Source organism: Bradyrhizobium sp. LA2.1, assembly GCF_040547725.1.
GTDB classification, from domain to species: domain Bacteria; phylum Pseudomonadota; class Alphaproteobacteria; order Rhizobiales; family Xanthobacteraceae; genus Bradyrhizobium; species Bradyrhizobium barranii.
Genome location: NZ_JBEPQI010000043.1, coordinates 19025 through 40927 on the forward strand (window position 1 = coordinate 19025; position 21903 = coordinate 40927).

Sequence of the window (21903 nt, forward strand, 5' to 3'; positions counted from 1 at the left end):
ATCTTGACGAAAGCCGCCCACGTTACGGTCGAGGAAATGATGAGTACTTCGCGAAGCCGGACGGACTGGGCTGACGCCTTGCGCAGCGTTACTTCGAAAACCCGAAGCATCCCATCAGCTTCGACCTGCTCCATCTTAACGGAGAAGAGCGCTGGCGCATCGAGCCAGACTCCTCTTCACGGCGACCGTTTTTACGGTAATTTGTGGTCTCTCGCCTCGCAGCGAAGGAGAGGCATCGGAGGTCCTCAGAGTTTTCAAGCATCGCAAAAAGGACCTCTTCGACACAACGCGCCAAGACTGGACATAGCGGACAATGGCATCGCCGATGGCACTCTGGGAATTAGCGAACCACGTGGCGGCCTACCGACTGGGCTTAGTTGCGAACTCAGCGTAGCGCGAGCCAGCGATTGCGAGTTCGTGCACGCCCATGTGACGACCCTCGCACAGGCAGCCGGTGCGGTGCGGAATCGGCGTGCCGACCAACAGCGGCTCTTCCCTAAGGCTGAGCATCACCCGTTCGGCCGAGAACGGGTAGCCAGGAGCGGTGAGCTTCAGAACCTCTGCTGCGGTCATCAGTCCCGCGGCAAATGAGAGGAAGGGCAGCGCCGCATCGGTGCGCCTTTCCCCGACCGTCGTCTGGGGCGTTATGGATCTATCTGTGGCGCAAGTAGTGGGAGCGAACCTCTCGTCGGGCGGAAACACACAGAGCGAGCACGCTTTCGCCCCAGGCATGTGCTGAATCAAAGTCGCCTGCCAGTTCCGACCCGTGGTGGCATAAAGCTGGATCGGCGGAAATCCCATCTCGATGTGGTAGCGCACGTTGAACTCGTTGGCCGCCGAGATCAGAACGTCGGTAGAACCAGCCTCCCGGTGATTCCATAGCGCCGATTTGTGCAAGGCGACCGGATCAACCACCACATCCTCGACACCGGCTTCGCGCAGAAAGGCGGCGACTGCATCGACCTTGGCCAGATCGATGTTGGCATGTGCCTCTGTGAATATGGGAGAGCGGGTGATGTTATGGATCCCGACATGATCGTGGTCGATCAGGCTGGCACGGAAGTTGCGGGTAGCGAGAGCCAGGAAATAATTAGCAGCTGAACCCACCGAGCCGAGCCCTGCCGTCATTATGTGCCCGAGCGAGGAACCCACCGGGGAAAATTCAACCGGGCTGGGGGCGTCGGTCCAGTCCCAAGCGTTACAGGTGAATGGAGCGGTCATGGCGCCGAAGCGCGTACGGAACAGATGCGCAGCACCCAAAACCACCGCCAGCGCCGCACCGACTCCGATGTCCGACGTGACCAAAGACAGAGGCGACCGCCCCTTTCCGATGTAGGCGCTCCACCCGGACCCGTGGACGACAGTATCGTGGCCATCGGGCCCGAGATGGAAGCGGAAGTCGCCGGCGGCCGGTGGACGTGTACCGTAGCTGCCGAACGGATCGGCATCCCGCATGCCGTCGAGGGTGTGCCGGACAAGCGAACGGCCGGCCCAAGGAAGGCGCGGGTGGATGGCGACGTCGGGAAAGCCGATCTGCACCGAGGGCGACAACCGTCCCAAGAGATTACAGGCAACGAGCGCTGCCACTTGCCCATCATAACTTGCAAGGTAATCGGGTGACGCGGTGATCGTGATGACCCGCGCTGGATCGAGCGGCGAGGCGCGGTAGAGACGCATGCGATCGTTCAGTCGGCCGTAAAACTGTTGCTGGTCCATGGTCCGCTTCCCGGAATGATGATGATGTCGTCGTCCGAAAGCTCGATCCAGCCGTACGGCTTCTGCCACAAATAGGCGGCCGCGCCAGCCAGCGACGGCAGATGTTGTCCGTATTCAGGCAGCACGAGCGAGACATATCCCGGGTACCGAATCTTGGCGCCTTCGACGTCGCCATCGCTATGGTACGCTTGGCCGGGATGGGTGTGGACCTGGGCGACCACCTGCAGCTCGAAACGTGCCGCAGTCTGCATGCAGGATACCATCGACCGCGTCGGCACGTGGAAGCTACCTGACGTAGTCAGCGCTTCGGGCGCGAAGACCGCGACGGCAAGAGTGACGTCGCCGTCGGTCCGACCAAGCAGATAGACGATCCCTTCATGTCGCTGCCGCTGAGACCGGATCAGGGCGGCCATCAAGTCGTCGAGCACGTCGGCGGTGGCCAGCAACTTGGCCAGCCTCGGCCTCGTCGGAGTGCCCTTCGGCTTGTGACCAAGAACACGCTTGAGCCAGTCGAGGATCATGCTGCCAGCCTCCCTTCGTATTTCTTCGTCAGTTCGTGCGCGATGCGCAGAGCCATGGCACTCAAGGAGTGGCACGCCTTAGTGTGTGGATTGTTCTGCCAGACGCCGATCTCCCAGTCCGAGTGCGGCCCACGGGAATCGACCATGGTATAGGCGAGGCGATTCCACGGCGCGCAGATTACGCCACTAGGGTGAAAGAAATTGCCGCCGCGGGGTGTGTCCCGCGGATCGTCGATCTTGCCGGTCGCCGGGTTGCACCAGTGCCAGGCAGGAGGTGTGGCGGAATATCCGTCACACCTCACGCGGAGGTGGTAGGTGACTCCGTCCTTGGCCGGGAGCCCCAGGACGAAAGTCAGGTCATCGATCTCCTCAAAGGTCCAGCCCATGAGGCCGGCATTCTCCTTGAGCGCGTCGAGTTCGACCTTCACCAGCAGGGCAGCGGGGCTGGTCAAGATGATCAGACCCCGGAACCGGTGGCGACCAGCGTCAGCTTGTACTTGCCTTTCTTGATGCCGAAGCTCACCAGGGGGCGGTTGACGGGTTCGAGATGGACGTCGCCGAAGTAGAGCTCGAATGCGTCCTCCTCGGCGAGATCGCGGTCCTTGACTACTGCCGCGATCACCTTCTCGACTTTGTCGTTCTTGTCGAATGAGCCGCGGAAGACGCCGTTCGGCGTCGCGATCTCGAGCACTACCGCGTCGTCGTCGTGACCTTTCCCCGAATTATCGCTGGGGCCCTTGCTTTCTTGGGACATTTGCCGACTCCGATGCTGCCGGGCTTCTCGCCCGTTGCTGATGCCCCGGAATCTGCGCACGGGAGGGCGGAGCAAACCCCTTGGCCCGAGCGATTCTGCGTGTTAGTCCCACTTCTGGGAACGCTGATTCTGATATGGCACGGAGCGGGGTCGAGCGCAAGAGGTCGTCCCACATTTGGGAACTAGTTTTGGCGGGCCGTGGTTGCCATGAAGCTGATGGGAATATCGAAGTTGGCCGGACTTGCGCATCGAGCCGGAGACGCGCTGGACGGGGCGGTACCGGCTCTCGTCGCCGAGCTGGAGGCGGGTGCATGGCGATCGATGACTGAAATTGCTGATTACTTTCCCACGGCGACGATCGACGGCATCAAAGTCCGAATTCCGCTCACCGGCGGCTATCGGGTCGATCTTCTCGCCGACTGCCAGGCACAGATGATTCTCATCGAATACGCGGGTGCGGGAAGCGGGGCACGCGCCGGCAAGACAGGGAGCAAAGTGGCATGACAATTCGACCAATACGCACGAACGAGGATTATCAATTGGCACTCAGGCGCGCCAAGGCGCTGTTCGGTCAAAGCAGCCAGAAGGACCTTGATGAGCGCGAGGTGCTGCAAGCCCTCATCGAAAGATGGGAAAAATCCCAACATTCTATCGAAGCGGCTACGCCCGCGCAGGCGATTAAGTTTCGCATGGAGCAAACCGGTTTGTCGCAACGCGATCTGATCCCATATCTTGGGAGCAAGTCCCGAGTGTCAGAAATACTCAACGGTCAGCGACAGCCCACGGTCGACCAGATCCGCGCTCTGCACCAGCATCTCGGCATTCCAGTCGCGTCACTGATCGGCTCATTCAAGCATGAGCCTGCGGTTGGTCCCTCAAGCAGCTCGATAGCGGCCGAGGGGGCGCTTCGTAAGCTAGGCGTGATGAAGGTGAAGGAGAACCTCGCCGGTTTTTTGTCGCGTTCGAAGGCTTCTGCTCCTGCGGTCGCTATGTTGCGCAAGACCAGGACTGAGCGCACTAACGCGAAGACGGACATGGCGGCACTCGAAGCATGGTGTGGGGCTGCATTGGTGCGTGCAGAAAGGATCACCATTAAGAAGGTTAGGATCAGCGATCCGAAGAAGGCAGCGCGACAACTGGCACAGCTGAGCATATTGCCGGACTGGCAAGATCAGATTGTGGCTGCGCTACATCGTATGGGAATAGTGTTAGTCATATTGGAACACCTCCCGGGAACGTTTCTTGATGGAGCCGCGATGTGCCGTGGCGATGGTGTTCCGGTGATTGCACTAACTCTGCGCCACGATCGATTAGACAATTTCTGGTTTACGCTATTGCATGAATTTGCCCATGTGATTTGCCACTTGAGTCCTGATCGACAAATAATTCTGGATGATCTCGATGTGGTGAGTTCAGAAGCCATAGAGGCCGAAGCGGATTCTTTTGCGCGTAACGCTCTTATCCCCCCTGCTATTTGGAAGCAGATTAACGAAGAAAGTAGTACGGAAGAGGTTTTGGAGGCGGCGGAGAAAGCCGGCGTACATCCTTCGATAGCTGCCGGCCGCTGGCGGTTCGAGCACTCTGACTATCGTCGTTTCTCCAAGCTAATCGGTCGGGGCGAGGTGAAGACCGCTCTCATGCCGGCGTAGACCTAACGCTGTGGCAACTTAGCGGACATGGTCGGTTTGTCGAATGTGCCGCACGACGACGCGTCGATGGCGGCTCGGCGTCAAAAAGCGAATAAGCGAATCCGCAGGCCCAGCTGGATCGCAAAGACGCGAATGCTTGGTGGTGCTCCTTCGAGCGCTGCAGATTTCGTCAACCCTTCGACCAGGCTTGTCGCAGTGTGGAGCAACGCGCCGGCCGCGCCTCGATATCCATGGTCGACTAGAGGTTCACGTTGCAACTGCCCTGCACCAGCGGCTCATGCTCCATTCTGAGCATTTTACCGAGCGCTTTTGTGTCGAAGTTGTTGGCGTTGCGTTAGGCTGGCGCTCCCGAAATCACCCAACGGGATTTGCCGGAGGCACGTGCTCGCGTGCGAGAGTATAACTTTTGGGCGAGACACAAACTGGACACCTAGTTTTGGCCGCCCACTAACTATTTGATTTTATGGCGCTCCCTAGGGGAATCGAACCCCTGTTTCAGCCTTGAGAGGGCCAGGTCGATTCGCTCGATGATGATCGTGAAGGAGTTCGGCGACGGAGGGCACTTTCACTTGGTCGTCAGACGTCGGAAGGATCGACCTTGCGTTGCGGCGACCATGCGCTCCTAGGACGATCACAATGCGGAGAGCAAACCCTTTGACTTGCACGCAAAAACACCGTTTGAAAAACCGTTTTGGTCGGCCCATCTCAAACGGTGAAGCTGGCTAAGTTATTGAAATGATTGGTGGGCGCACCAGGGCTCGAACCTGGGACCCGCTGATTAAGAGTCAGCTGCTCTACCAACTGAGCTATGCGCCCGAAAGGCGGTCAATGCCTTGCGAGGCCGGTCGTTTAGCAAAGCGATCCGGGTATGGCAAGCGATGTGGCGCATGTTTTCCAAGGTTCTTCCACAGGCCCGAAAATGCGAAAAGCCGCTGGATTCCAGCGGCTTCGCCAAGGCCAATCCCGGGGTTAATTCCTCGGGAAATACGGGGTGGCTCAGAGCCGGCCCTCGCGATCCCGGTCCGGGCCGCCGTCACGGTCGAAACGGTCGCCTTGGAAGCGGTCCATGCCGCGCTCCATCATGCGGTCCATGCCCCGTTCCATGAAGTGTCGGGACGGGCCGTCCCCACCGCCGCCGAACGGACCACGGTGGCGGGTCAGCACGGCAAGGCGCCGCTTCTGGCCCTCGTCGAGCGTCTTGTAGAGCGGATCGGCGGCATCGGCGATCTTCTTCAGGGCGGCGGAGGTCGCGCCCATGTCCTCGGCGCGCTGGCGCAGGCGGGCGACCGGATCCTCGGGCTTGTCGGCGTTCTTGCCGGCGTCACCCGGGCCGGCATTCATCCGCGCGTTGGCGCGGTCGATGCGCAGCTTGGCGAAGTCGCGCACGGCAGCCTCGACCGGCGGCCACAGCTTCTCCTGGTCGGCGTTGAGCTTCAGCCCGGCATGGACGGCGGCGATCCGCGCGTCGACGAAGGCGGCACGGTCCTCCGGGTTCATGCGGACGTGGCGGAAGTGCTCCATCCACGGGCGATGAAACTGGGCATAGACCGCGCCCGAGCCGGCGATGCTGAGCACGGCGATGGCGGCGATGGTGAACTTCCTCATACGGACCTCCTCTGGAAGGATGCCGGCGAGGATGAGCGCCGGACGGCTGACGCGCAACTTACAACTTGGACAGAGAGAGCGTTCTTACGAAGATGTAACTCCCCTGAATGTCCATTCAGATGCAGACTGAAATGTTTTGCAACAAAAAGGGCCTCCGCGCAGGCTGCACGGAAGCCCCGTCATTGATGGTCGATCCTGATCAGTTCGTCGTGCTCTTCGATTCCTTGAGGAACTCGTCGATCAGCGGCTGGCCGACGCGGCCTGCGGCGTCCTTGTAGACCGGCTCCATCGCCTTGCGCATCGCCTCGTCCTGCTGCGGCGTGAGCTTGATGATTTCGCTCTTGCCGCTCTTCTTGATCTCGGCCAGCGCGTCGTCATTCTCCTTCTGCGACTGCGCGTTGTTGAAGTCGGTCGCCTCCTTCATCGCCTTCGACAGCTGGTCGCGGATGTCGGCCGGCAGATCGTCCCAGAACTTCTTGTTCACGATCACGACGTAGCCGATGTAGCCGTGATTGGTCTCGGTGATGTACTTCTGCACCTCGTGCATCTTCTGCGTATAGATGTTCGACCAGGTGTTCTCCTGACCGTCGACGACGCCGGTCTGCAGCGCCTGATAGACTTCCGAGAACGCCATCACCTGCGGCAGCGAGCCGAGCGACTTGAACTGGGCCTGCAGCACGCGCGAGGACTGGATGCGGAACTTGACGCCCTGGTAGTCGGCGGGCGTGACCAGCTTCTTGTTCGCGCTCATCTGCTTGAAGCCGTTGTCCCAATAGGCAAGGCCGGTGATGCCCTTGGAGTCCAGCAGCTTGAGCAGCCGGAGGCCGAGCGGGCCTTCCGTCACCTTCCGCAGCGTCTTCAGGTCCGGAAGGATGTAAGGCAGATCGAACACCTCGAATTCGCGGATGCCGAGCGGGCCGAACTTGGAGTTGGACGGCGCCAGCATCTGCACGCTGCCGAGCTGGAGCGCCTCGAGCTCTTCCTTGTCCTTGTAGAGCGTCGAGTTCGGGTAGACTTCGATCTTGACCTTGCCGCCGGTGTACTTCTCGGCGAGCTCCTTGAACTTCTCCGACGCCTTGCCCTTCGGCGTGTCGGTGGCGACGACGTGACTGAACTTGATGATGATCGGCGATTGGGCCGATGCCGGCCCGGTCAGGGCCAACGCCCCGGTCAAGACCGCAACCGATGCCGCAGCCCAAATGAAATTCCGCATGCTTCCTCCCGCACGTTTTTTGGTGGGGCACGAACCGTCGCCCCCAAGCCTTAGATTCAAGACTTGAAGGCAGGATTATAGGGAAGCGGGCACAGGCGCCATTGCCCCTTAGCAGGGGGCGGCTTGCAAAAATGCGGTATCCGGAGGCGAAATCTGCCGGACTGGCTCACGCAGGGCGATGGCAGGGAAACCCTGCCATCGCCGCTGCCGCCTCTCGCAACCTCAGCCGTGCAGCGCCGGCGCGAGCTGGGCCTGCTGCGCGACCGCCGGATCGGTGATCAGGGTGCCGCCGTGCCCGTCCGAGGACAGCGCGAAGTCGGCCGCGCTGTACTGACCGAGCAAGTGCAGCGTCGCGACGTGGGTGCCGTCGGAGACTGTCAGCGTGCCGCCGGTGTTGTCGTTGTTCTGCGCATAGGCCATCGAGGTCAGACCGTCGCTGAACAGGATGTCGCCGAGATCGAGACTGTCATGGTCCTGCCAGCCGGAGATCGTTCCCGTGAAGGCCGACGCCTGGGCCAGCACCAGCGAGGCATTGGGACCGGCGAAGATCACATCGTCGATCGTGCCGCCGGCGTGGACAAAGGCGAGCGCGCCCGAGCCGATCGTGGTGTCATCAGCGCTGCCGCCGGCCTGCACGTACTGCGTGCCGGACAGGACCGTCGTGCCGGTCGCACTGCCATACACATATTGCACGCCGCCGTTGACGATGGTGGCGTTGGCGGCGCCCCAATCGACCTGGACTCCGCCGGCATTGATCGTGGTACCGGTCGCCGTGCCGTCGGCGTAGACGCTCTGCTGGCTGCCGGCGTTGACCGTCGTGATCGACGCGTTGCCGTGGAGATACTGGAGGGCACCATTGCTGATCGTGGTCTGGACCACCGTGCCGCCATAGACCGACTGGACGCCGCCATCCATGGTGGTGTTGATCGCGGTTCCACCCAGATAGACGTCCTGCCCGCCGCCATGGATCGTCGTGTCCGAGGCCGTGCCGCCGCTCTCGACGGCCTGCAGGCCCGAATTGATCGTCGTGAGGCTCGCCGAGCCGAACACGTACTGACCGCCGCCGCTGATCGTCGTGATGATCGTGAAGCCCCAATCGATCTGGATGCCGCCGGCATTGATGGTGGATCTGGTCGCACTGCCGTCGATGTAGACGTTCTGCTCACCCCCGGCATTGACGATGGTGTTGAAAGCATTGTTGTGAACGTGCTGGAAGCCGCCATTCGCGACCGTGGTCTGGATCGCAACGCCGAAGACGTTCTGGGTGCCGCCGTCCACGGTGGTGTTGGTCGCGATACCACCGCCGAGGATATCCTGGTCGCCGCCGGCCTCGATCGTCGTGCCGTCGGCCGAGCCGCCGATCTGGATGTACTGATTGCCCGAGATCACGGAGTTCGAGGCCAGACCGAACACCAGCTGCGCGGCGCCCGCGGCAACCACCATTCCATTGGCCGAGCCCTCCAGCACGACCGCCGCGCCGCTCTCGACCTGGATGTCGGAATAGCCGGACGCATCCTTGATCCGCCAGACGCCGCTCTGGACGTCGAGCTTCTCGACATTGACGACGGTGCCAAGGAGCGAACCGGAGCCACTTCCCGACAGCACCAGCGTGTCTACGCCGTCGCCGCCGTCGATCGTGCCGGTGACGAACGAAGCAGTGGCGAGATTGATGCCGTCGTCGCCTGCGCCCATCGAGACGTCGCCGATGATGGAGCCGCTGTTGGTGAGCGTATCGTTGCCACCGTCGGTGGCGATGCTGCCGAAAATGCCGCCCGTGTTGGTAACGGTGTCGCCGAAGGTGCCGACGATCGAGATCGCCTCGCCGTTGTTGCCGCGGATCGTGCCGTCATTGATGATGGTCATGACGCCGAAGGCGCTACCGTCATTGCTGTCGTCCACGGTGATCGCGCGCTGATCGCTGATGATGAGGCCGCCCACCTCGTTGTGGACGAAGCCGCCGCCGATCGCGAGCGCCTCGTTGAGGCCGTTGGCGCCGCTGGTCAGGCCGACCGCTGCGATCGTCCCGAAATTGTCGATCGAGACCAGACCGTCGACATCGACGCCGTCGGCGTCAGCACCGCCCACCGCCGTGCCGGTGATGGTGCCGCGGTTGGTCACGACCGTCGTCGTGTTAGCCGCGCTGTCCATGTTGATGCCGGAGCCACTGCGGCCGGTGATCGTGCCGTCGTTGTTGACGGTGATCGGCTGGTCGCCGGTGATGCCGTGGCGGGCGCCGTCGATGATTCCGCCGGCGTAGTTGTTGACCACGCCGCCGGCGTTGACCGACTGGAAGTCGATCGCGTCGTTGCCGGACGAGGCCGCCGAGGCATTGTGGCTGACGATCTGGCCGTAATTGTTGATGGTGGCGTTGGCGCCGGGCCGGATCGCGTCGGCATCGGCCGCCGAAATCACGCCGGTTGCCGCGTTGTTGATGACGGTATTGGCGCCGCTCGAATTGATGTCGTCGAGATCGAGCGCCTGACCGGCATTGCCGCCGGTACCCGTCGACGAGATCGTGCCTTCGTTGTTGACGGTGAAGGTGCCGCTCTTGCCCGAGACCAGGTTCGAGATCTTCACCGCATCCTTGGTCGCGGTGATGGTGGCGCCGGCCTTGTTGTTGATGGTGAGGCTGCCGCTCGCCGAGCCGCTGGTGGCGATCGCGCGGCTGGTGCCGGTGATGGTGCCGGAATTGTCGACCAGCGCGCCGGGCGAGGTGCTGCCGCCGATCCAGGTGACCGGGGTCGAGCCCGACAGGGTCGCACCGGCGAGGACGGTCAGATGATCGTTGTTCGCCAGCGTGATCGGGTTCGACGAGTTGCCGGAGACCAAGGTGCCGTCGTCATTGGCGATGGTGCCGGTCGCCGTCGCGGTGCCGATCGTAACCGCCGCGCCCGGATTGCTGGCGCCGGTGAGCGTGAGCGCAAAACTCTCGTCGGGCTCTGCGGTGGTGTCGCCGGAGATCGTGATGGTGATTGTCGCCGAGGACGCACCGTCGGCGAAGCTGCCGCTGAAGGTCGAGGCCGGCAGCGTGCCGCCGAAATCGGCCGCATCGGTGGTGCCGGCCGCGAAGCTGCCGGAGAAGCTGAGTACGCCGGTGGTGCCGCCGGTGCGCGCAATGGTGAAAGTCATGGTCTTGGTGCCGCTCTGCCCCTCGGCAACCGACACGCTCGGCGACGAGAACGAGATCGTCTGCGTGGCGGGCGCCGCAACGGTGAAGGCAGTAATCGGGAACGGTGCGTCGGGCGTGGTGCCGTCCGTGCTCTGGTCACCGCTGCCGTTCTGGGTGGCCCAATTGGCGATGTTGCCGATCGCGGCGAGGTAGTCCGCGAAGCTGGCGAAGCCGGAGCGCGGACCGTTATAGCCGACGATATCGAGGCCGCCGGTGAAGCCGACCGCGGTCTGGCCGGCGACGAGGCCGGTGCCGGTCAGCGTGCCGTCTGAGGTCGCATAGCCGACATTGGAGATCGCGGCGAGAAAGGTCGGCGCGGTCGAGGTGCCGACATAGGCGTAGACGACCTCGCTGTCGTTGGACAGGCCGGTATTGTTGGCGTTGGTGAAGGTGGCCGAGCCGGCGCTGGTGCCGAACGTGCCCTTGCCGATGTTGTTGATGTCGATGACGGTGCCGGCGGGAATCGCGTCGGTCGCGGTCCAGGCGATCGTGCTTTCGGCGTTGCTGCCGGTGGCGAAGGCGGAGCCGTTCCAGTTGCTGTCGGTGAAATTGATGACAGTGCCCTGCGGGATGTCGGTCAGGGCGACAAAGGACAAATTATCGTTGCCGTCACCGTTGAAACCGGTGAAGGCGATCGAACCAGCGGAAAGGGGCATTCCAAATTCTCCAGCAGCAAGGGCGCGCAACGCTGCCGGTTAATGGAATGTTAACATGACATGTTAATAACATATTTGTTGCGATACACCCCCGCATAACGTGATCGTGTGCCAAACGAAAAACGCGGCGCCGAGGGCGCCGCGTTTGCCGATGAACTGGAGAGGATGAAGCGTCAGCTCGCCGCTGCCGTCGTCACCGTATCGCGCTGGCGCTTCATGACGATCTTGTTGAGTGCGCCGAGATAGGCCTTTGCCGAGGCCACCAGCGTATCCGGATCCGCCGCGCGCGCGGTCATCGCACGTCCCTCATGCGACAGCCGCACCGAGACTTCGGCCTGCGCGTCGGTGCCTTCGGTCACCGCATGGACCTGATACAGCTCGAGCTTTGCCTCATGCGGCACCAGCGCCTTGATGCAGTTGAACACCGCGTCGACCGGCCCGTTTCCTTCGGCTTCCTCGATCCTGATCTGCCCGTCGACGTCGAGCTTCATGGTCGCGCGCTGCGGGCCGTGGGTGCCGGCGATCACGGTCAGCGAGGTCAGCTTGATGCGGTCGTGGGAGGCCGCCATCTCCTCGTCGACCAGCGCCTCGATGTCCTCGTCGTAGATGTCCTTCTTGCGGTCGGCCAGTGCCTTCATCCGCGTGAACGCATCCTCCAGCTGGTTGGCGCCGAGCTTGTAGCCCATCTCTTCCAGCTTGTGCACGAAGGCGTGGCGGCCGGAATGCTTGCCGAGCACCAGCGACGACTGCTTCAACCCGACCATCTCGGGCCGCATGATCTCGTAGGTCGAGGCGTCCTTCAGCACGCCATCCTGATGGATGCCGCTCTCATGGGCGAAGGCGTTGCGGCCGACGATCGCCTTGTTGTACTGGACCGGGAACGAGGTTGCGGCCGACACGACCTTCGAGGCGCGCGTCAGCTGCGTGGTGTCGATCTTGTTCCACCACGGAAACACGTCGTTGCGGACGTTGATGGCCATCACGACTTCCTCGAGGGAAGCGTTGCCAGCCCGCTCGCCGATGCCGTTGACGGTGCACTCGATCTGCCGCGCGCCGCCGGCAATGCCGGCCAGCGAATTCGCCACGGCCATCCCGAGGTCGTTATGGCAATGAACCGAGAATACCGCCTTGTCGGAATTCGGCACGCGCTCGATCAGCGTGCGCATGAAACGGGCATATTCTTCGGGCGTGGTGTAGCCGACGGTATCGGGGATATTGACGGTGGTCGCGCCGGCCTTGATCACGGCCTCGACGATGCGGCAGAGATAGTCCATCTCGCTGCGGGTGGCGTCCTCGGCCGACCATTCGACGTCGTCGATCTGGTTGCGGGCGCGGGTCACGTTGGCGATCGAGAGCTCCATCACCTGCTCCGGCGTCATGTTCAGCTTGACGCGCATGTGCAGCGGCGAGGTCGCGATCACGGTGTGGACGCGGCCGCGCCTGGCGAATTTCACCGCTTCGGCGCAGCGGTCGATGTCCTTCGGGTTGGCACGCGACAGGCCGGCGATCACCGAGTTTTTGGAGCGGCGGGCGATCTCGCTGACGGCCTGGAAGTCGCCTTCGGAGGTGATCGGGAAACCGGCCTCGATGACGTCGACGCCCATGTCGTCGAGCATCTCGGCGATCTCGATCTTCTCCTCGAACGTCATGGTGGCGCCGGGGCACTGCTCGCCGTCGCGCAGCGTAGTGTCGAAAATGATGACGCGGTCCTTATCGGACTTGTTCACGGGGGCCATTGCAAAATTCCTTTTGAGCTTTTTGCGCCGTCAGTCTGCTGGGCGCTTGAGGTGTCCGGTGATCTCGACCAACCCCTGAGCGCCCAGGCGCATGGCGCCCAGCCGGCCCTCAGGGGCAAGTAAGAAGAAGGCCGCCAATCAGGAGGGTGGGCAGCAGCGCGGCCGGGATCGTGGCGGCGGCCAGAGCCACCTCCCCCGAAATCCCATCGATTTGGCCGCGAATCAGCATTGCCAGACCCTTTTGAGCCCTCAAATCCTCGGTCAAAACCGTTGACGGTTGGTTGCCGGGAGGCTCGATGCGCCGTTTCTAGACGAGAAATGGCAGCAACCGCAACGCCAAAAGATGGTCAGAACGATTGACCTGGTTTCCCGGCTATTGCCGGGGCGGCGGCACGAGGTCGAGCAACCGCTTGCGGACGGCCACTTCCAGAGGCGCGTTGCAGACCGGCCGATTGTAGAAGCCGCTGCTGCGACACAAGGCGGGCGTCGGACCGCGAAGATCGCCGGCCTGGCAGGCGAGGCAAATTCGGAACGCCGCCGCCTCGAGCTGGAGCGAATAGTCGAGCGTCGATGCAGCCGGCTCGGACGGCTGGAAGAGCTGGCTGCCCTTGATGTTCTGGAACCAGGTGTCGATGTGGGCCTTTACCTTCGCAGGATTGGCGACGTCGTCCATGTTGAAGCGATTGTCGAGCAGCCCGATCGAGGCGCGCGGCGTGCGCGCCGCTGAGTGGCACGACAGGCAGGATGAGCGGATATTGTCGGCAGGTCCGTTGGCTCGCCCCATGAAGCCCATGGTGAGACGCTGGTCCCAGCCATAGGTCACGTTCCGCAAATCGGGATTGATCCAGCTCTCACGGATCGCGCCGTCGTAGACACCGGGGTCGTTGCCCCATTGCAGCGATACCGGCACGAGATTGTCGAACAGCGCGTCGCCCTTCGCCGGGCCGCGCCAGACAAACGTCCCGAACACCCATCCGGTGTCCAGCGACCGGCCAGTCTTCGCTGAATCCTTCACTGAAATATCGACCTGAAGCAGGCGCACCGACCGGATCGTGCGGGTGCTGGGATCCTGACCGCCGGAGCCAGCGCCCAAATTGTCGATAAAGGCGTCGTATTCCGGTGCGCCCTGGAGGTAGGCGACTTCGTCGGGTGAGGCATCGGTGAACAGAAATTTGACGGAGACGGTGTCATTCGGAAATTTCATCGCGACCGGGAAGGACGGATTGCAGGGCTCGGCGAAGACCTCCCCGAACACTGCTGCTCCCGGCTTGTTGTAGAAGCCGACCGCCCAGACCTGGGAACCTCGTGTGTTGGTCTTGGACAGATCGCCGGGATCGGGGCCACGTTCCTTGGTCAGCCCCATCAACGGCTCGCGCCCGGAGTTTCCGTAGTCGAGCCATTGCGAGATCCACCACTCCTCCTGACCGGTGCCGACGAGCCTGCGATCCGCGATCTTGAAGGACGTCTTCGCGGTGTTGAGCACGGCATTCATGTAGTCAGCCGGCTTGGTGCGAAAATCGACCGATTCCCAAGGCTGCGGATCGTTGGGATTGGGGCGCACCGGCGGATAGTCGACTCGCCACTTGGCCGCGGCAACCGTGCCATTCGCCTTCATTGTACTCGCCGAAAAGCTCTGACACTCATCGGCCTGGCACGACGAGCCCGCGATCATGGCCAGAACGACGACAACCCCTGCCGCTCTCATGACGGCCTCCTTTGCGCCTGCCGGTGAATCCAGTCGAACCAGAACTAGGCGCAATGCGGCATCAGGTGTGTTAACTGGTTCACACAACCTGGGCGAATTGCACGAGCAAATCGCCGCATGTCGCGCGAGGTGGCACTGCACGCGCGCTTTCGCCGGCTGCCCGCTTTGGCAACATGATGGCCCGCGTCGCCCCCGGTCTATATCCCGACGCCGGTCGTCGTGAGGCAGCCGGTTTTTGTGCCGGCACCGGTCGTGAGGGGGACGATCTGCTTCAGCGTCCGGCAACGACGACCGTCGTTGCGGCCGCCCCGGCGCCGGTCGTGGCGCCCGCTCCGGTCGTCAACAACACGTGCAACCGCCTGGTGACGGAATATCGGCAAGCCGGCGTCGTGGCGTTCAAGGACGTCTGGGAGGTGGACTCGATGCGCAGACACGCCTCTGCGCTCCGAGCCACTCGGGACAGACTGATCGGCCGTCAGGCAATCTGGCCTCTATCCCACGCGGCGGGCGCGCGCCCGGCTTTCCCAACGGTCCAGCATCTGGCCGAGCTCGCCGGTGGCGATGGGGGCGGCCTCGTTGGTGTTGGCAGGTGCAGCGGCGCGGAGCCAGCCTGGCTCGGTATATTCGCGCCAGCGGCGCGCCTCCGCGCGTCGTTTGCGGGAGGCGAGATCGCGGGTGAAATAGCCGGCGGCGAACGCGATCGCGAGCGCTATGACCAGTGCAACAACGGCTAACACAATGAACTCCGGCTGATACCCCCGGAAACGTTCTGCCATCATCGCGCGTGAGGTCAAGGCTTGACACGTCCTAAAAACCGCACCGGCTAACCGCGCGAAGCCCACGACAGGCCCCGAACGACGAGACCGGGACGAATTGCCGCTCCTGCCCTCGCCTCGCCGCAATGCCGCCGCGTTCCAGCCTTCGCAAGCCTGCTATCGCGCCGAGGATGCGTACCTGCCCCTCGCAACCGGCCGCGGACCGGACTAACCTTCGCCCGCTCGGCCGGATCAACCGGCCAGCCGAACATAACCGGGAGGACGCGATGAAACGCCCAGAGCAGCGTGACCAGGATGCTGCGCTTTCACGACGAACACTCGTGCGGGGACTTGCGCTCGGCGCTGCGGCGACCGTAGCCGGCCCCGCGCTGGCCCAGACCGGACCTGCCGCACCGCCAACGACGATCACCACCCCGCCGCGCGATTTCGGTCCCAACGGCGCGCCTACGACTTATTTCTCGGACCCCGACATCATCACCGTCGATCCGTCCTTCGACGATCTGGCGCAGCCCAACACCGCGATCAAGCGCCTCTACACCGGCCTGCTGTGGGCCGAGGGCCCGGCCTGGAGTGCGCAGGGCCGTTATCTCCTCTGGAGCGACATCCCCAACAACCGGCAGATGCGCTGGACCGAGGACGACGGCCGCGTCAGCGTGTTCCGCACGCCCTCCAACAATTCCAACGGCAACTCGTTCGACTTCCAGGGCCGCCAGCTCTCCTGCGAACACCTGACCCGGCGGGTGACGCGCTACGAGCACGATGGCACAGCCACGGTGTTCGCGGACTCCTATCAGGGCAAACGCCTGAACTCGCCGAACGACGTCGCCGCGCATCCCGACGGCAGCTACTGGTTCACCGACCCGCCCTATGGCGGCCAGCTCTATGAGGGCGAGCCCGACGTGGCGGGCGGCCCAAGCAATGCAGGCGGCAAGCTCAATCCGCGGATCGGACAGCCGGCCGGCTTCGTGCCGGGCAAGCGCGAGCTGCCGACCAACTGCTATCGCATCGATCCAAGTGGCCGCATCGACCTCGTCGTCACCGAGGACCAGGTGCCCGATCCCAACGGCCTGTGCTTCTCACCGGACTACAAGAAGCTCTACGTCGCCTCGACCGGCAAGGGACCGGGCGACACCGGGCCCGGCGGCAAGGGCGAGATCTTCGTGTTCGACGTCGGCGCCGACAACAAGCTCTCCAACGTGAAGAAGTTCAGCGACTGCGTGATCGACGGGGTGAAGTGCGGGCCCGACGGCCTGCGCTGCGACGTCAACGGCAATGTCTGGTCCTCCAGCAACGCCGGGCGCGCCGTCGGCTATAGCGGTGTGACGGTGTGGTCGCCGGCGGGCAAGCTGCTCGGCCGCATCCGCCTGCCGGAAGTGTGCGGCAACGTCTGCTTCGGCGGCCCCAAGCGCAACCGCCTGTTCATGGCCGCGAGCCAGTCGCTCTACGCGGTGTATACGGCGACGCAGGGCGCCGGTCCGGGCTGAGGCGGCACGGAGCGGATCACGACACGGCGCCGGCGTACCTCGCCGGCGCCGAATGATGCTGTATCGCTCGTTTGAAGCGACCCAGCATTATCCCCATTCGTGATGATGCATCTCATACGGCTTTACGCCCAGCAGGTCGATGGTCTCGGAGCCGACCTGCAACAGGGTTCCGCCATGATGGTCAGATGATTTCGTGACGTGAACGTCGTTCGAAAATTGCAGTTTGTCCTGTTTGGGATCGAAGTCGGTGATGACCGCGGTGTTGTGCTTACCTGCGAGAACACCAAGGTCGAATTCGAATGTGTCGGCGCCGGCACCTCCGGTCATGGTCATGCGGCCGGCCGCGGCGACCAGCGTGTCATCCAGATCTCCGCCGGTCAGGGTATCCCTGCCGGGAGATCCGACCACAAGCTGCGCCATGCCTGCTGCAGCCTTTTCTCCGGTCGGGTCTACGCCGCCCAGCGTGCCGCTGTGCCGCTCGGTGGCGACGAAGGCATCGCTCTGCATCGCAGTGGTATCGGTGTCGCGCAGAATCAGGTCCGACAGCGTGGTGTTCTTTATCTCATTCAGGGTCTGCTTATCGAAACCCTGGTTCTCGAAGTAGTAGCGATCGCCGTCGCGCAAAGCGCTGAACTGGTCGGCGATGATTATGCCGAAGGTGGGCCCGATGACGGCTCCTGGCGCATGATCCTCAGCCAATCCACCGGCCCACAAATCGACGGCATCGATCGAACCATAGGCTTTCTCGAACGCTGCTGCCGTCGCCGGATCAGAGCTGAACTGATCGAAGCTGGTGTAAGGCGCAAGCCCCAGCGCCTCCCGGGTTTGGTTCAGTGTACCCAGCCCAAGATCATGGCCGCGTTGGATATTGATCGCTGCCAGATCCATGCCGTCCGGAGGATCGAACAGGAGGTTTCGCAAGCCATCGACAATGTGAGCGTCCAGCGGGTTGGCCAGGTCCCCCGCCAGATGCCGCAGCAGGCCATCCGCACCAGTCGCCTTGAAAGTCGCCGTGTCTTCGAAGAACGATTGCGCCAGCGTCTGCTCCGACGTAAAGGCGCCCAGATTGCTGGTCGCACTGATCTCGTCGGAGACGATGGAGTGACCGAAGCGAAAGGCCGCACCGGCAAACTCTTCGGTGATCCGCGCGTCCGCCGTGCGGTCATAGCCTTGGTACGGCTTGATGGCGTCCTCGCCCAACAGATGCGGCAGGAACTCGTTGTAGGTAATGTTGACCATCTCGGCCGTGGTGATGGCCTTGGCCGTCTGGTATAGCTTGTCGCCGCTCCAGTTCGGATGGTCCTCGTGCAGTCGATCGACCTGGTAATTGTGCTCGCGCACAAACAAGACTTGCAAGGCGGTCAGGTCGGGATTCTCCTGCGCCCGTACGTCACCGGCCGCAAAGACGTTGCCGTGCTCGGTCTCGACGATCGGGAGATTGTCTCCCGCCGACACCTTCATATGGCCGTCGGCCGTTCGCAGGCTCGCTGCGGTGGCCGCGTCGGAACCGTAGATCTGCGAGCCGTCCAGCCAACCCGTCACCGTATTGATCGCGGCTGCCGGATGCCCGGTGACCCCCGTCGCAGGATCGATCGCCACCCGCGTCAACGCGATCATGCTGCCGGGCGGCAGAAACTCATCATCAGCCGGGACCTTGATCGAGATATCATCCGTGCCTGTGCCCTCCTTCTGCAGATCCAGATCGTGATCGATGAACTGGCCCCACGCATACATCATGCCTGACAGCGCGACGCCGGCGTCATCCACCAGATGCGGGCCTTCCGCGTCATCGCCAATATCCGTCTGCGCCACGACAATGTTGCTGATCTCGCGCGGATTCGGACCTGGCGTCATTTCATTGACCCCATCGACGAAATTTGCCGGCCCCAGCCGAGCAAAGTCGGTGTCGGCCTGGTTCAAGGTGGGATCCGCACGATTGTTGTTGGAGCCGTCGATGCTGCGGAATCTGAGCGCCATGGTTTACCCTCCCCGTAGAGTGTTCGCCCCAGCGCCTGCTCCATTGGCGGCTTGCGGCATGACGCTTTTGTGATTCTTTATGACGCTCGCATGATCGTTGAGTGACGACATTCGATATACGACAGAATTGCACCTCTAGCGGCGAAGCGGCAATCTTCGCCTGAACGATCGTGCCGAACAGGCGATGTTGCGCACATCAGCGCAGCACTATCCAAGGAACAAGCCATGCGCGTCATCATCTGCGGCGGCGGCGTGATCGGGGCCTGCACCGCCTGGTTTCTCCGGCGCCACGGCATCGAGGTCATCGTGGTCGAACGGACCGAGGTCGCGGCCGCCGCCTCCGGCAAGGCCGGCGGCTTTCTGGCGCGTGACTGGTGCGCCGGCTCGCCGCTCGACGCACTCGCGCGGCGAAGCTTTGCGCTTCACGCGCAGCTGGCGCAGGAGATCGCGGGCGATTGGGGCTATCGCCCGATGACCGCGTATAGCGGCTTTGTTGCGTCCGACGGCGATCCGCGCCGGAATGCACCATCCGCGCTCGGCTGGCTCGCCGACGGCGTCGCCATCGCGCAGCGCATCGGTACGACGCAGACGACTGCGATCGTTCATCCCCGCAAATTTACGTCGGCCGTGATGAACGCCGCAATCGCGCAAGGCGCCGAGCTTCGCATCGGCCGCATCACGGGCATCGTGCGCGACGCGAATGGCACGACCGCGAAGGGTGTCGAGGTCGAAGGCAGCCTCGTTGAGGCGGACGCCGTCGTGATCGCGATGGGACCATGGTCGCTGCTCGCCGCGCAATGGATGCGCCTGCCCGCCGTTTATGGCCAGCGCAGCCCGAGCATCGTGTACGACATCGGCCCCGACGTTCCGGCCGATGCGTTGTTCCTGGAGTATGACGAGGACGGAAGCGCCGTGTCGATCGAGGTGTTTCCGCGCGCCGACGGCAGCACGCATATCACCGCACTCTCGGACATCGCGCCGCTGCCGCTCGATCCGGCGGCCGTGACGCCGGACGTCGATGCGATCGCGCGCCTGCAAATCATGTGCGAACGGCTGTCGCCACTGTTTCGTCCCGAAAAAATCATCGCGCAGCAGGCCTGCTTCCGACCGGTGACTGAGGATGGCCTGCCGTTGATCGGCAAGGTGCCGCAGAGCGAAGGCCTCTATGTTGCGACCGGGCACAATGTCTGGGGCATCCTCAATGCGCCCGCCACCGGCGAAGCGCTGGCGCAGCTGATCACCAAGGATGCGACGCGTGTAGACTTGTCGCCATTCGATCCGGCCCGATTGAGGCCGCTCGATCCATCACTGCTGCAAGCGCGCTGAACCGGCATCGCTGCGCGTCTTGTAGACCGGATGGAGCCAGGCGACCGCCCGCTCCAAGGCTTCGACGCTCACGCATGCCCGCCGACAGAATCTGCATGCCTGCGTGCGTCATGGGTGTCTCGCAGCTATCCTGCCCGCAATTTGCGCCGCGCTAGACTTTAGTCCCCTTCTCACAATCCTGAACGCGGTTTCACTTGCCGAGACCTCCCTCGCCGTTATAGTTGCGACATAATGGCTCACAAGAGGCCTGTTCAAAGGGAGAGAACAACATGAAAAAACGACTCTCTGTTGCATTGCGAATGGCGCTCGGTGCGGCCACGACAGGCGCGATGATGGCAGCGTCAGGCGCGGCACTTGCAGCCGATCCCCTCAAGATCGGCGTGATCGCGGAAGCGCAGGCGATTGCCGGCGCCTCCATTCCACAGGCAGCGCAGCTTGCCGCCGACGAGATCAACGCCAATGGCGGCGTCGACGGCCGCAAGATCGAGATCATCTCTTACGACAATCACTCCTCGTCGGCGGATTCAGTACGTGCGTTCCAGCGCGCGGTGAACGAGGACAAGGTCAACGCGGTCATCGCCAGCTATATCAGCGAGGTGGTGCTGGCGCTGGAGCCCTGGGCTTCGCGGCTGAAGACGCCGTTCGTCACGCCGGGTGCCGCCTCCAACGAGATCAGCAAGAGCGTCCACGCCGATTACGAGAAGAACAAGTACACCTTCCACGGCTATCTGACCTCGGCCGCGCTCGCACTCTCGGTCTGCGACGGCGCCAAGGACCTGCTTGTCGACAGGATGCACATGAAGACCGCGGTCATCATGAGCGAGGACGCCGCCTGGACCAAGCCGCTCGACGTCGGCTACGAGGAATGCCTGCCCAAGATCGGGCTGAAGGTGCTCGACCACATCCGCTTCTCGCCCGATACGACCGACTTCACGCCGATCTTCAACAAGATCGAGGGCTCCAAGCCCGATGTGATCATCACCGGCATCTCCCACGTGGGCGTGCAACCGACGGTTCAGTGGAAGAACCAGCAGGTGCCGATCCCGATGTTCGGCATCTCCTCGCAGGCAACCAACGAGACCTTCGGCAAGGACACCAATCAGGCGGCCGAAGGCGTGCTCTATCAGGGCGTCTCCGGGCCCGGCGTCGCGGTGACGCCGAAATCGGTGCCGTTCGCGGAGAACTTCAAGAAGAAGTTCGGCAATTATCCCTCCTATGCCGGCTACACCGCCTATGACGAGGTCTACTACATCGCCGACGCGGTGAAGCGCGCCGGCTCGACCGACGCCGACAAGCTCGTCGCCGCGCTCGAGAAGACCGACTGGGAAGGCACGATCGGCCGCGTCCAGTTCTACGGCAAGGACGATCCGTTCACCCACTCGATCAAATATGGCAAGGGCCTGATCACCGGGCTGATGCTGCAATGGCAGGACGGCAAGCAGAGCGCGGTCTGGCCCAAGGACGTCGCCAAGGTCGACGTCAAGTTCCCGAGCTTCATCAAGCTCAGCAACTAGCAGGACATGCTCCCGGGACCACCTCCCGGGAGCTTCCACATGCGGCTCTCCGCAGCACCTTTCCTCAAAGCGGCAGCTCGGCTGCCACCCGGCCAATCATAG

At 62.9% G+C, this 21903-nt stretch carries 16 protein-coding genes and 1 tRNA gene; 5 read left to right on the forward strand and 12 right to left on the reverse strand.

Annotation, left to right across the window (positions count from 1 at the left end):
• Positions 1-360 precede the first annotated feature (360 nt).
• The 4 genes from ABIB95_RS44525 to ABIB95_RS44540 are packed head-to-tail and all read right to left on the reverse strand — an operon-like array spanning position 361 to position 2991.
• Positions 361-1716: a ThiF family adenylyltransferase gene (locus ABIB95_RS44525; protein WP_354248846.1), complete on the reverse strand. Its 1356-nt coding sequence runs from the start codon at positions 1714-1716 to the stop codon at positions 361-363.
• The gene (locus ABIB95_RS44530) at positions 1686-2237 is read right to left on the reverse strand and encodes a hypothetical protein (protein WP_354248847.1); all 552 of its coding nucleotides are present in this window, start codon (positions 2235-2237) and stop codon (positions 1686-1688) included. Before ABIB95_RS44530 ends, ABIB95_RS44525 begins: the two co-directional genes overlap by 31 nt.
• Positions 2234-2689, reverse strand: coding sequence for a hypothetical protein (locus ABIB95_RS44535; protein WP_354248848.1), 456 nt, complete (start codon positions 2687-2689; stop codon positions 2234-2236). The genes ABIB95_RS44530 and ABIB95_RS44535 overlap by 4 nt, the downstream gene beginning before the upstream one ends.
• Positions 2690-2694: 5 nt before the next feature.
• Complete coding sequence (locus ABIB95_RS44540) at positions 2695-2991, reverse strand: hypothetical protein (protein ID WP_354248849.1); 297 nt, start codon at positions 2989-2991, stop codon at positions 2695-2697.
• Between the two features lie 207 nt (positions 2992-3198).
• Between ABIB95_RS44540 and ABIB95_RS44545 the strand changes: the two genes are divergently transcribed.
• The gene (locus ABIB95_RS44545) at positions 3199-3495 is read left to right on the forward strand and encodes a hypothetical protein (protein WP_354248850.1); all 297 of its coding nucleotides are present in this window, start codon (positions 3199-3201) and stop codon (positions 3493-3495) included.
• Entirely contained in the window at positions 3492-4640 is a 1149-nt protein-coding gene (locus tag ABIB95_RS44550) for an ImmA/IrrE family metallo-endopeptidase (protein ID WP_354248851.1), read from the forward strand. Before ABIB95_RS44545 ends, ABIB95_RS44550 begins: the two co-directional genes overlap by 4 nt.
• 740 nt (positions 4641-5380) lie before the next feature.
• Here ABIB95_RS44550 and ABIB95_RS44555 read toward each other — a convergent pair.
• From ABIB95_RS44555 to ABIB95_RS44585, 7 genes are all read right to left on the reverse strand, one after another.
• Positions 5381-5456, reverse strand: a tRNA-Lys gene (locus tag ABIB95_RS44555).
• Between the two features lie 180 nt (positions 5457-5636).
• On the reverse strand, positions 5637-6245 hold the full coding sequence (locus ABIB95_RS44560) for a Spy/CpxP family protein refolding chaperone (RefSeq protein ID WP_187387955.1): 609 nt from the start codon (positions 6243-6245) through the stop codon (positions 5637-5639).
• 199 nt (positions 6246-6444) lie between these two features.
• Positions 6445-7458 carry a TRAP transporter substrate-binding protein gene (locus ABIB95_RS44565; RefSeq protein WP_208088070.1) on the reverse strand — a complete coding sequence of 338 codons (1014 nt, stop codon included), beginning with the start codon at positions 7456-7458 and terminating at the stop codon, positions 6445-6447.
• A 222-nt stretch (positions 7459-7680) separates the two neighbouring features.
• Entirely contained in the window at positions 7681-11283 is a 3603-nt protein-coding gene (locus ABIB95_RS44570; protein ID WP_354248852.1) for a beta strand repeat-containing protein, read from the reverse strand.
• 173 nt (positions 11284-11456) lie between these two features.
• On the reverse strand, positions 11457-13019 hold the full coding sequence (locus ABIB95_RS44575) for a 2-isopropylmalate synthase (protein ID WP_166343489.1): 1563 nt from the start codon (positions 13017-13019) through the stop codon (positions 11457-11459).
• A 373-nt stretch (positions 13020-13392) separates the two neighbouring features.
• A complete protein-coding gene (locus ABIB95_RS44580) occupies positions 13393-14724 on the reverse strand; it encodes a hypothetical protein (protein ID WP_354248853.1) in 1332 nt (443 codons plus the stop codon).
• Between the two features lie 491 nt (positions 14725-15215).
• Positions 15216-15461 (reverse strand): hypothetical protein, encoded by a 246-nt coding sequence (locus ABIB95_RS44585; protein ID WP_354248863.1) that lies wholly within the window; start codon positions 15459-15461, stop codon positions 15216-15218.
• Positions 15462-15766: 305 nt separating this feature from the next.
• On the opposite strand from ABIB95_RS44585, the gene ABIB95_RS44590 reads away from it, so the two are divergent.
• Positions 15767-16984, forward strand: a complete 1218-nt coding sequence (locus tag ABIB95_RS44590; protein ID WP_354248854.1) for an SMP-30/gluconolactonase/LRE family protein — start codon at positions 15767-15769, stop codon at positions 16982-16984.
• 87 nt (positions 16985-17071) lie between these two features.
• On the opposite strand, the gene ABIB95_RS44595 is transcribed toward ABIB95_RS44590, so the two are convergent.
• The gene (locus ABIB95_RS44595) at positions 17072-18961 is read right to left on the reverse strand and encodes a peroxidase family protein (RefSeq protein WP_354248855.1); all 1890 of its coding nucleotides are present in this window, start codon (positions 18959-18961) and stop codon (positions 17072-17074) included.
• A gap of 225 nt (positions 18962-19186) precedes the next feature.
• Here ABIB95_RS44595 and ABIB95_RS44600 point away from each other — a divergent pair, with 225 nt between their 5' ends.
• Entirely contained in the window at positions 19187-20287 is a 1101-nt protein-coding gene (locus ABIB95_RS44600) for an NAD(P)/FAD-dependent oxidoreductase (RefSeq protein ID WP_354248856.1), read from the forward strand.
• A 299-nt stretch (positions 20288-20586) separates the two neighbouring features.
• Positions 20587-21801: an ABC transporter substrate-binding protein gene (locus ABIB95_RS44605; RefSeq protein WP_354248864.1), complete on the forward strand. Its 1215-nt coding sequence runs from the start codon at positions 20587-20589 to the stop codon at positions 21799-21801.
• The last annotated feature ends 102 nt before the right edge of the window (positions 21802-21903 follow it).

Excerpts from the sequence above, each read along its gene's own strand:
- ABIB95_RS44525 (WP_354248846.1), bottom strand. The coding sequence starts at position 1,716 with ATGGACCAGCAACAGTTTTACGGCCGACTGAACGATCGCATGCGTCTC.
- ABIB95_RS44590 (WP_354248854.1), top strand. The coding sequence starts at position 15,767 with ATGAAACGCCCAGAGCAGCGTGACCAGGATGCTGCGCTTTCACGACGA.
- ABIB95_RS44600 (WP_354248856.1), top strand. The coding sequence starts at position 19,187 with ATGCGCGTCATCATCTGCGGCGGCGGCGTGATCGGGGCCTGCACCGCC.
- ABIB95_RS44570 (WP_354248852.1), bottom strand. The coding sequence starts at position 11,283 with ATGCCCCTTTCCGCTGGTTCGATCGCCTTCACCGGTTTCAACGGTGAC.
- ABIB95_RS44565 (WP_208088070.1), bottom strand. The coding sequence starts at position 7,458 with ATGCGGAATTTCATTTGGGCTGCGGCATCGGTTGCGGTCTTGACCGGG.
- ABIB95_RS44530 (WP_354248847.1), bottom strand. The coding sequence starts at position 2,237 with ATGATCCTCGACTGGCTCAAGCGTGTTCTTGGTCACAAGCCGAAGGGC.
- ABIB95_RS44545 (WP_354248850.1), top strand. The coding sequence starts at position 3,199 with ATGAAGCTGATGGGAATATCGAAGTTGGCCGGACTTGCGCATCGAGCC.
- ABIB95_RS44580 (WP_354248853.1), bottom strand. The coding sequence starts at position 14,724 with ATGAGAGCGGCAGGGGTTGTCGTCGTTCTGGCCATGATCGCGGGCTCG.
- ABIB95_RS44605 (WP_354248864.1), top strand. The coding sequence starts at position 20,587 with ATGGCGCTCGGTGCGGCCACGACAGGCGCGATGATGGCAGCGTCAGGC.
- ABIB95_RS44560 (WP_187387955.1), bottom strand. The coding sequence starts at position 6,245 with ATGAGGAAGTTCACCATCGCCGCCATCGCCGTGCTCAGCATCGCCGGC.
- ABIB95_RS44595 (WP_354248855.1), bottom strand. The coding sequence starts at position 18,961 with ATGGCGCTCAGATTCCGCAGCATCGACGGCTCCAACAACAATCGTGCG.
- ABIB95_RS44575 (WP_166343489.1), bottom strand. The coding sequence starts at position 13,019 with ATGGCCCCCGTGAACAAGTCCGATAAGGACCGCGTCATCATTTTCGAC.
- ABIB95_RS44540 (WP_354248849.1), bottom strand. The coding sequence starts at position 2,991 with ATGTCCCAAGAAAGCAAGGGCCCCAGCGATAATTCGGGGAAAGGTCAC.
- ABIB95_RS44550 (WP_354248851.1), top strand. The coding sequence starts at position 3,492 with ATGACAATTCGACCAATACGCACGAACGAGGATTATCAATTGGCACTC.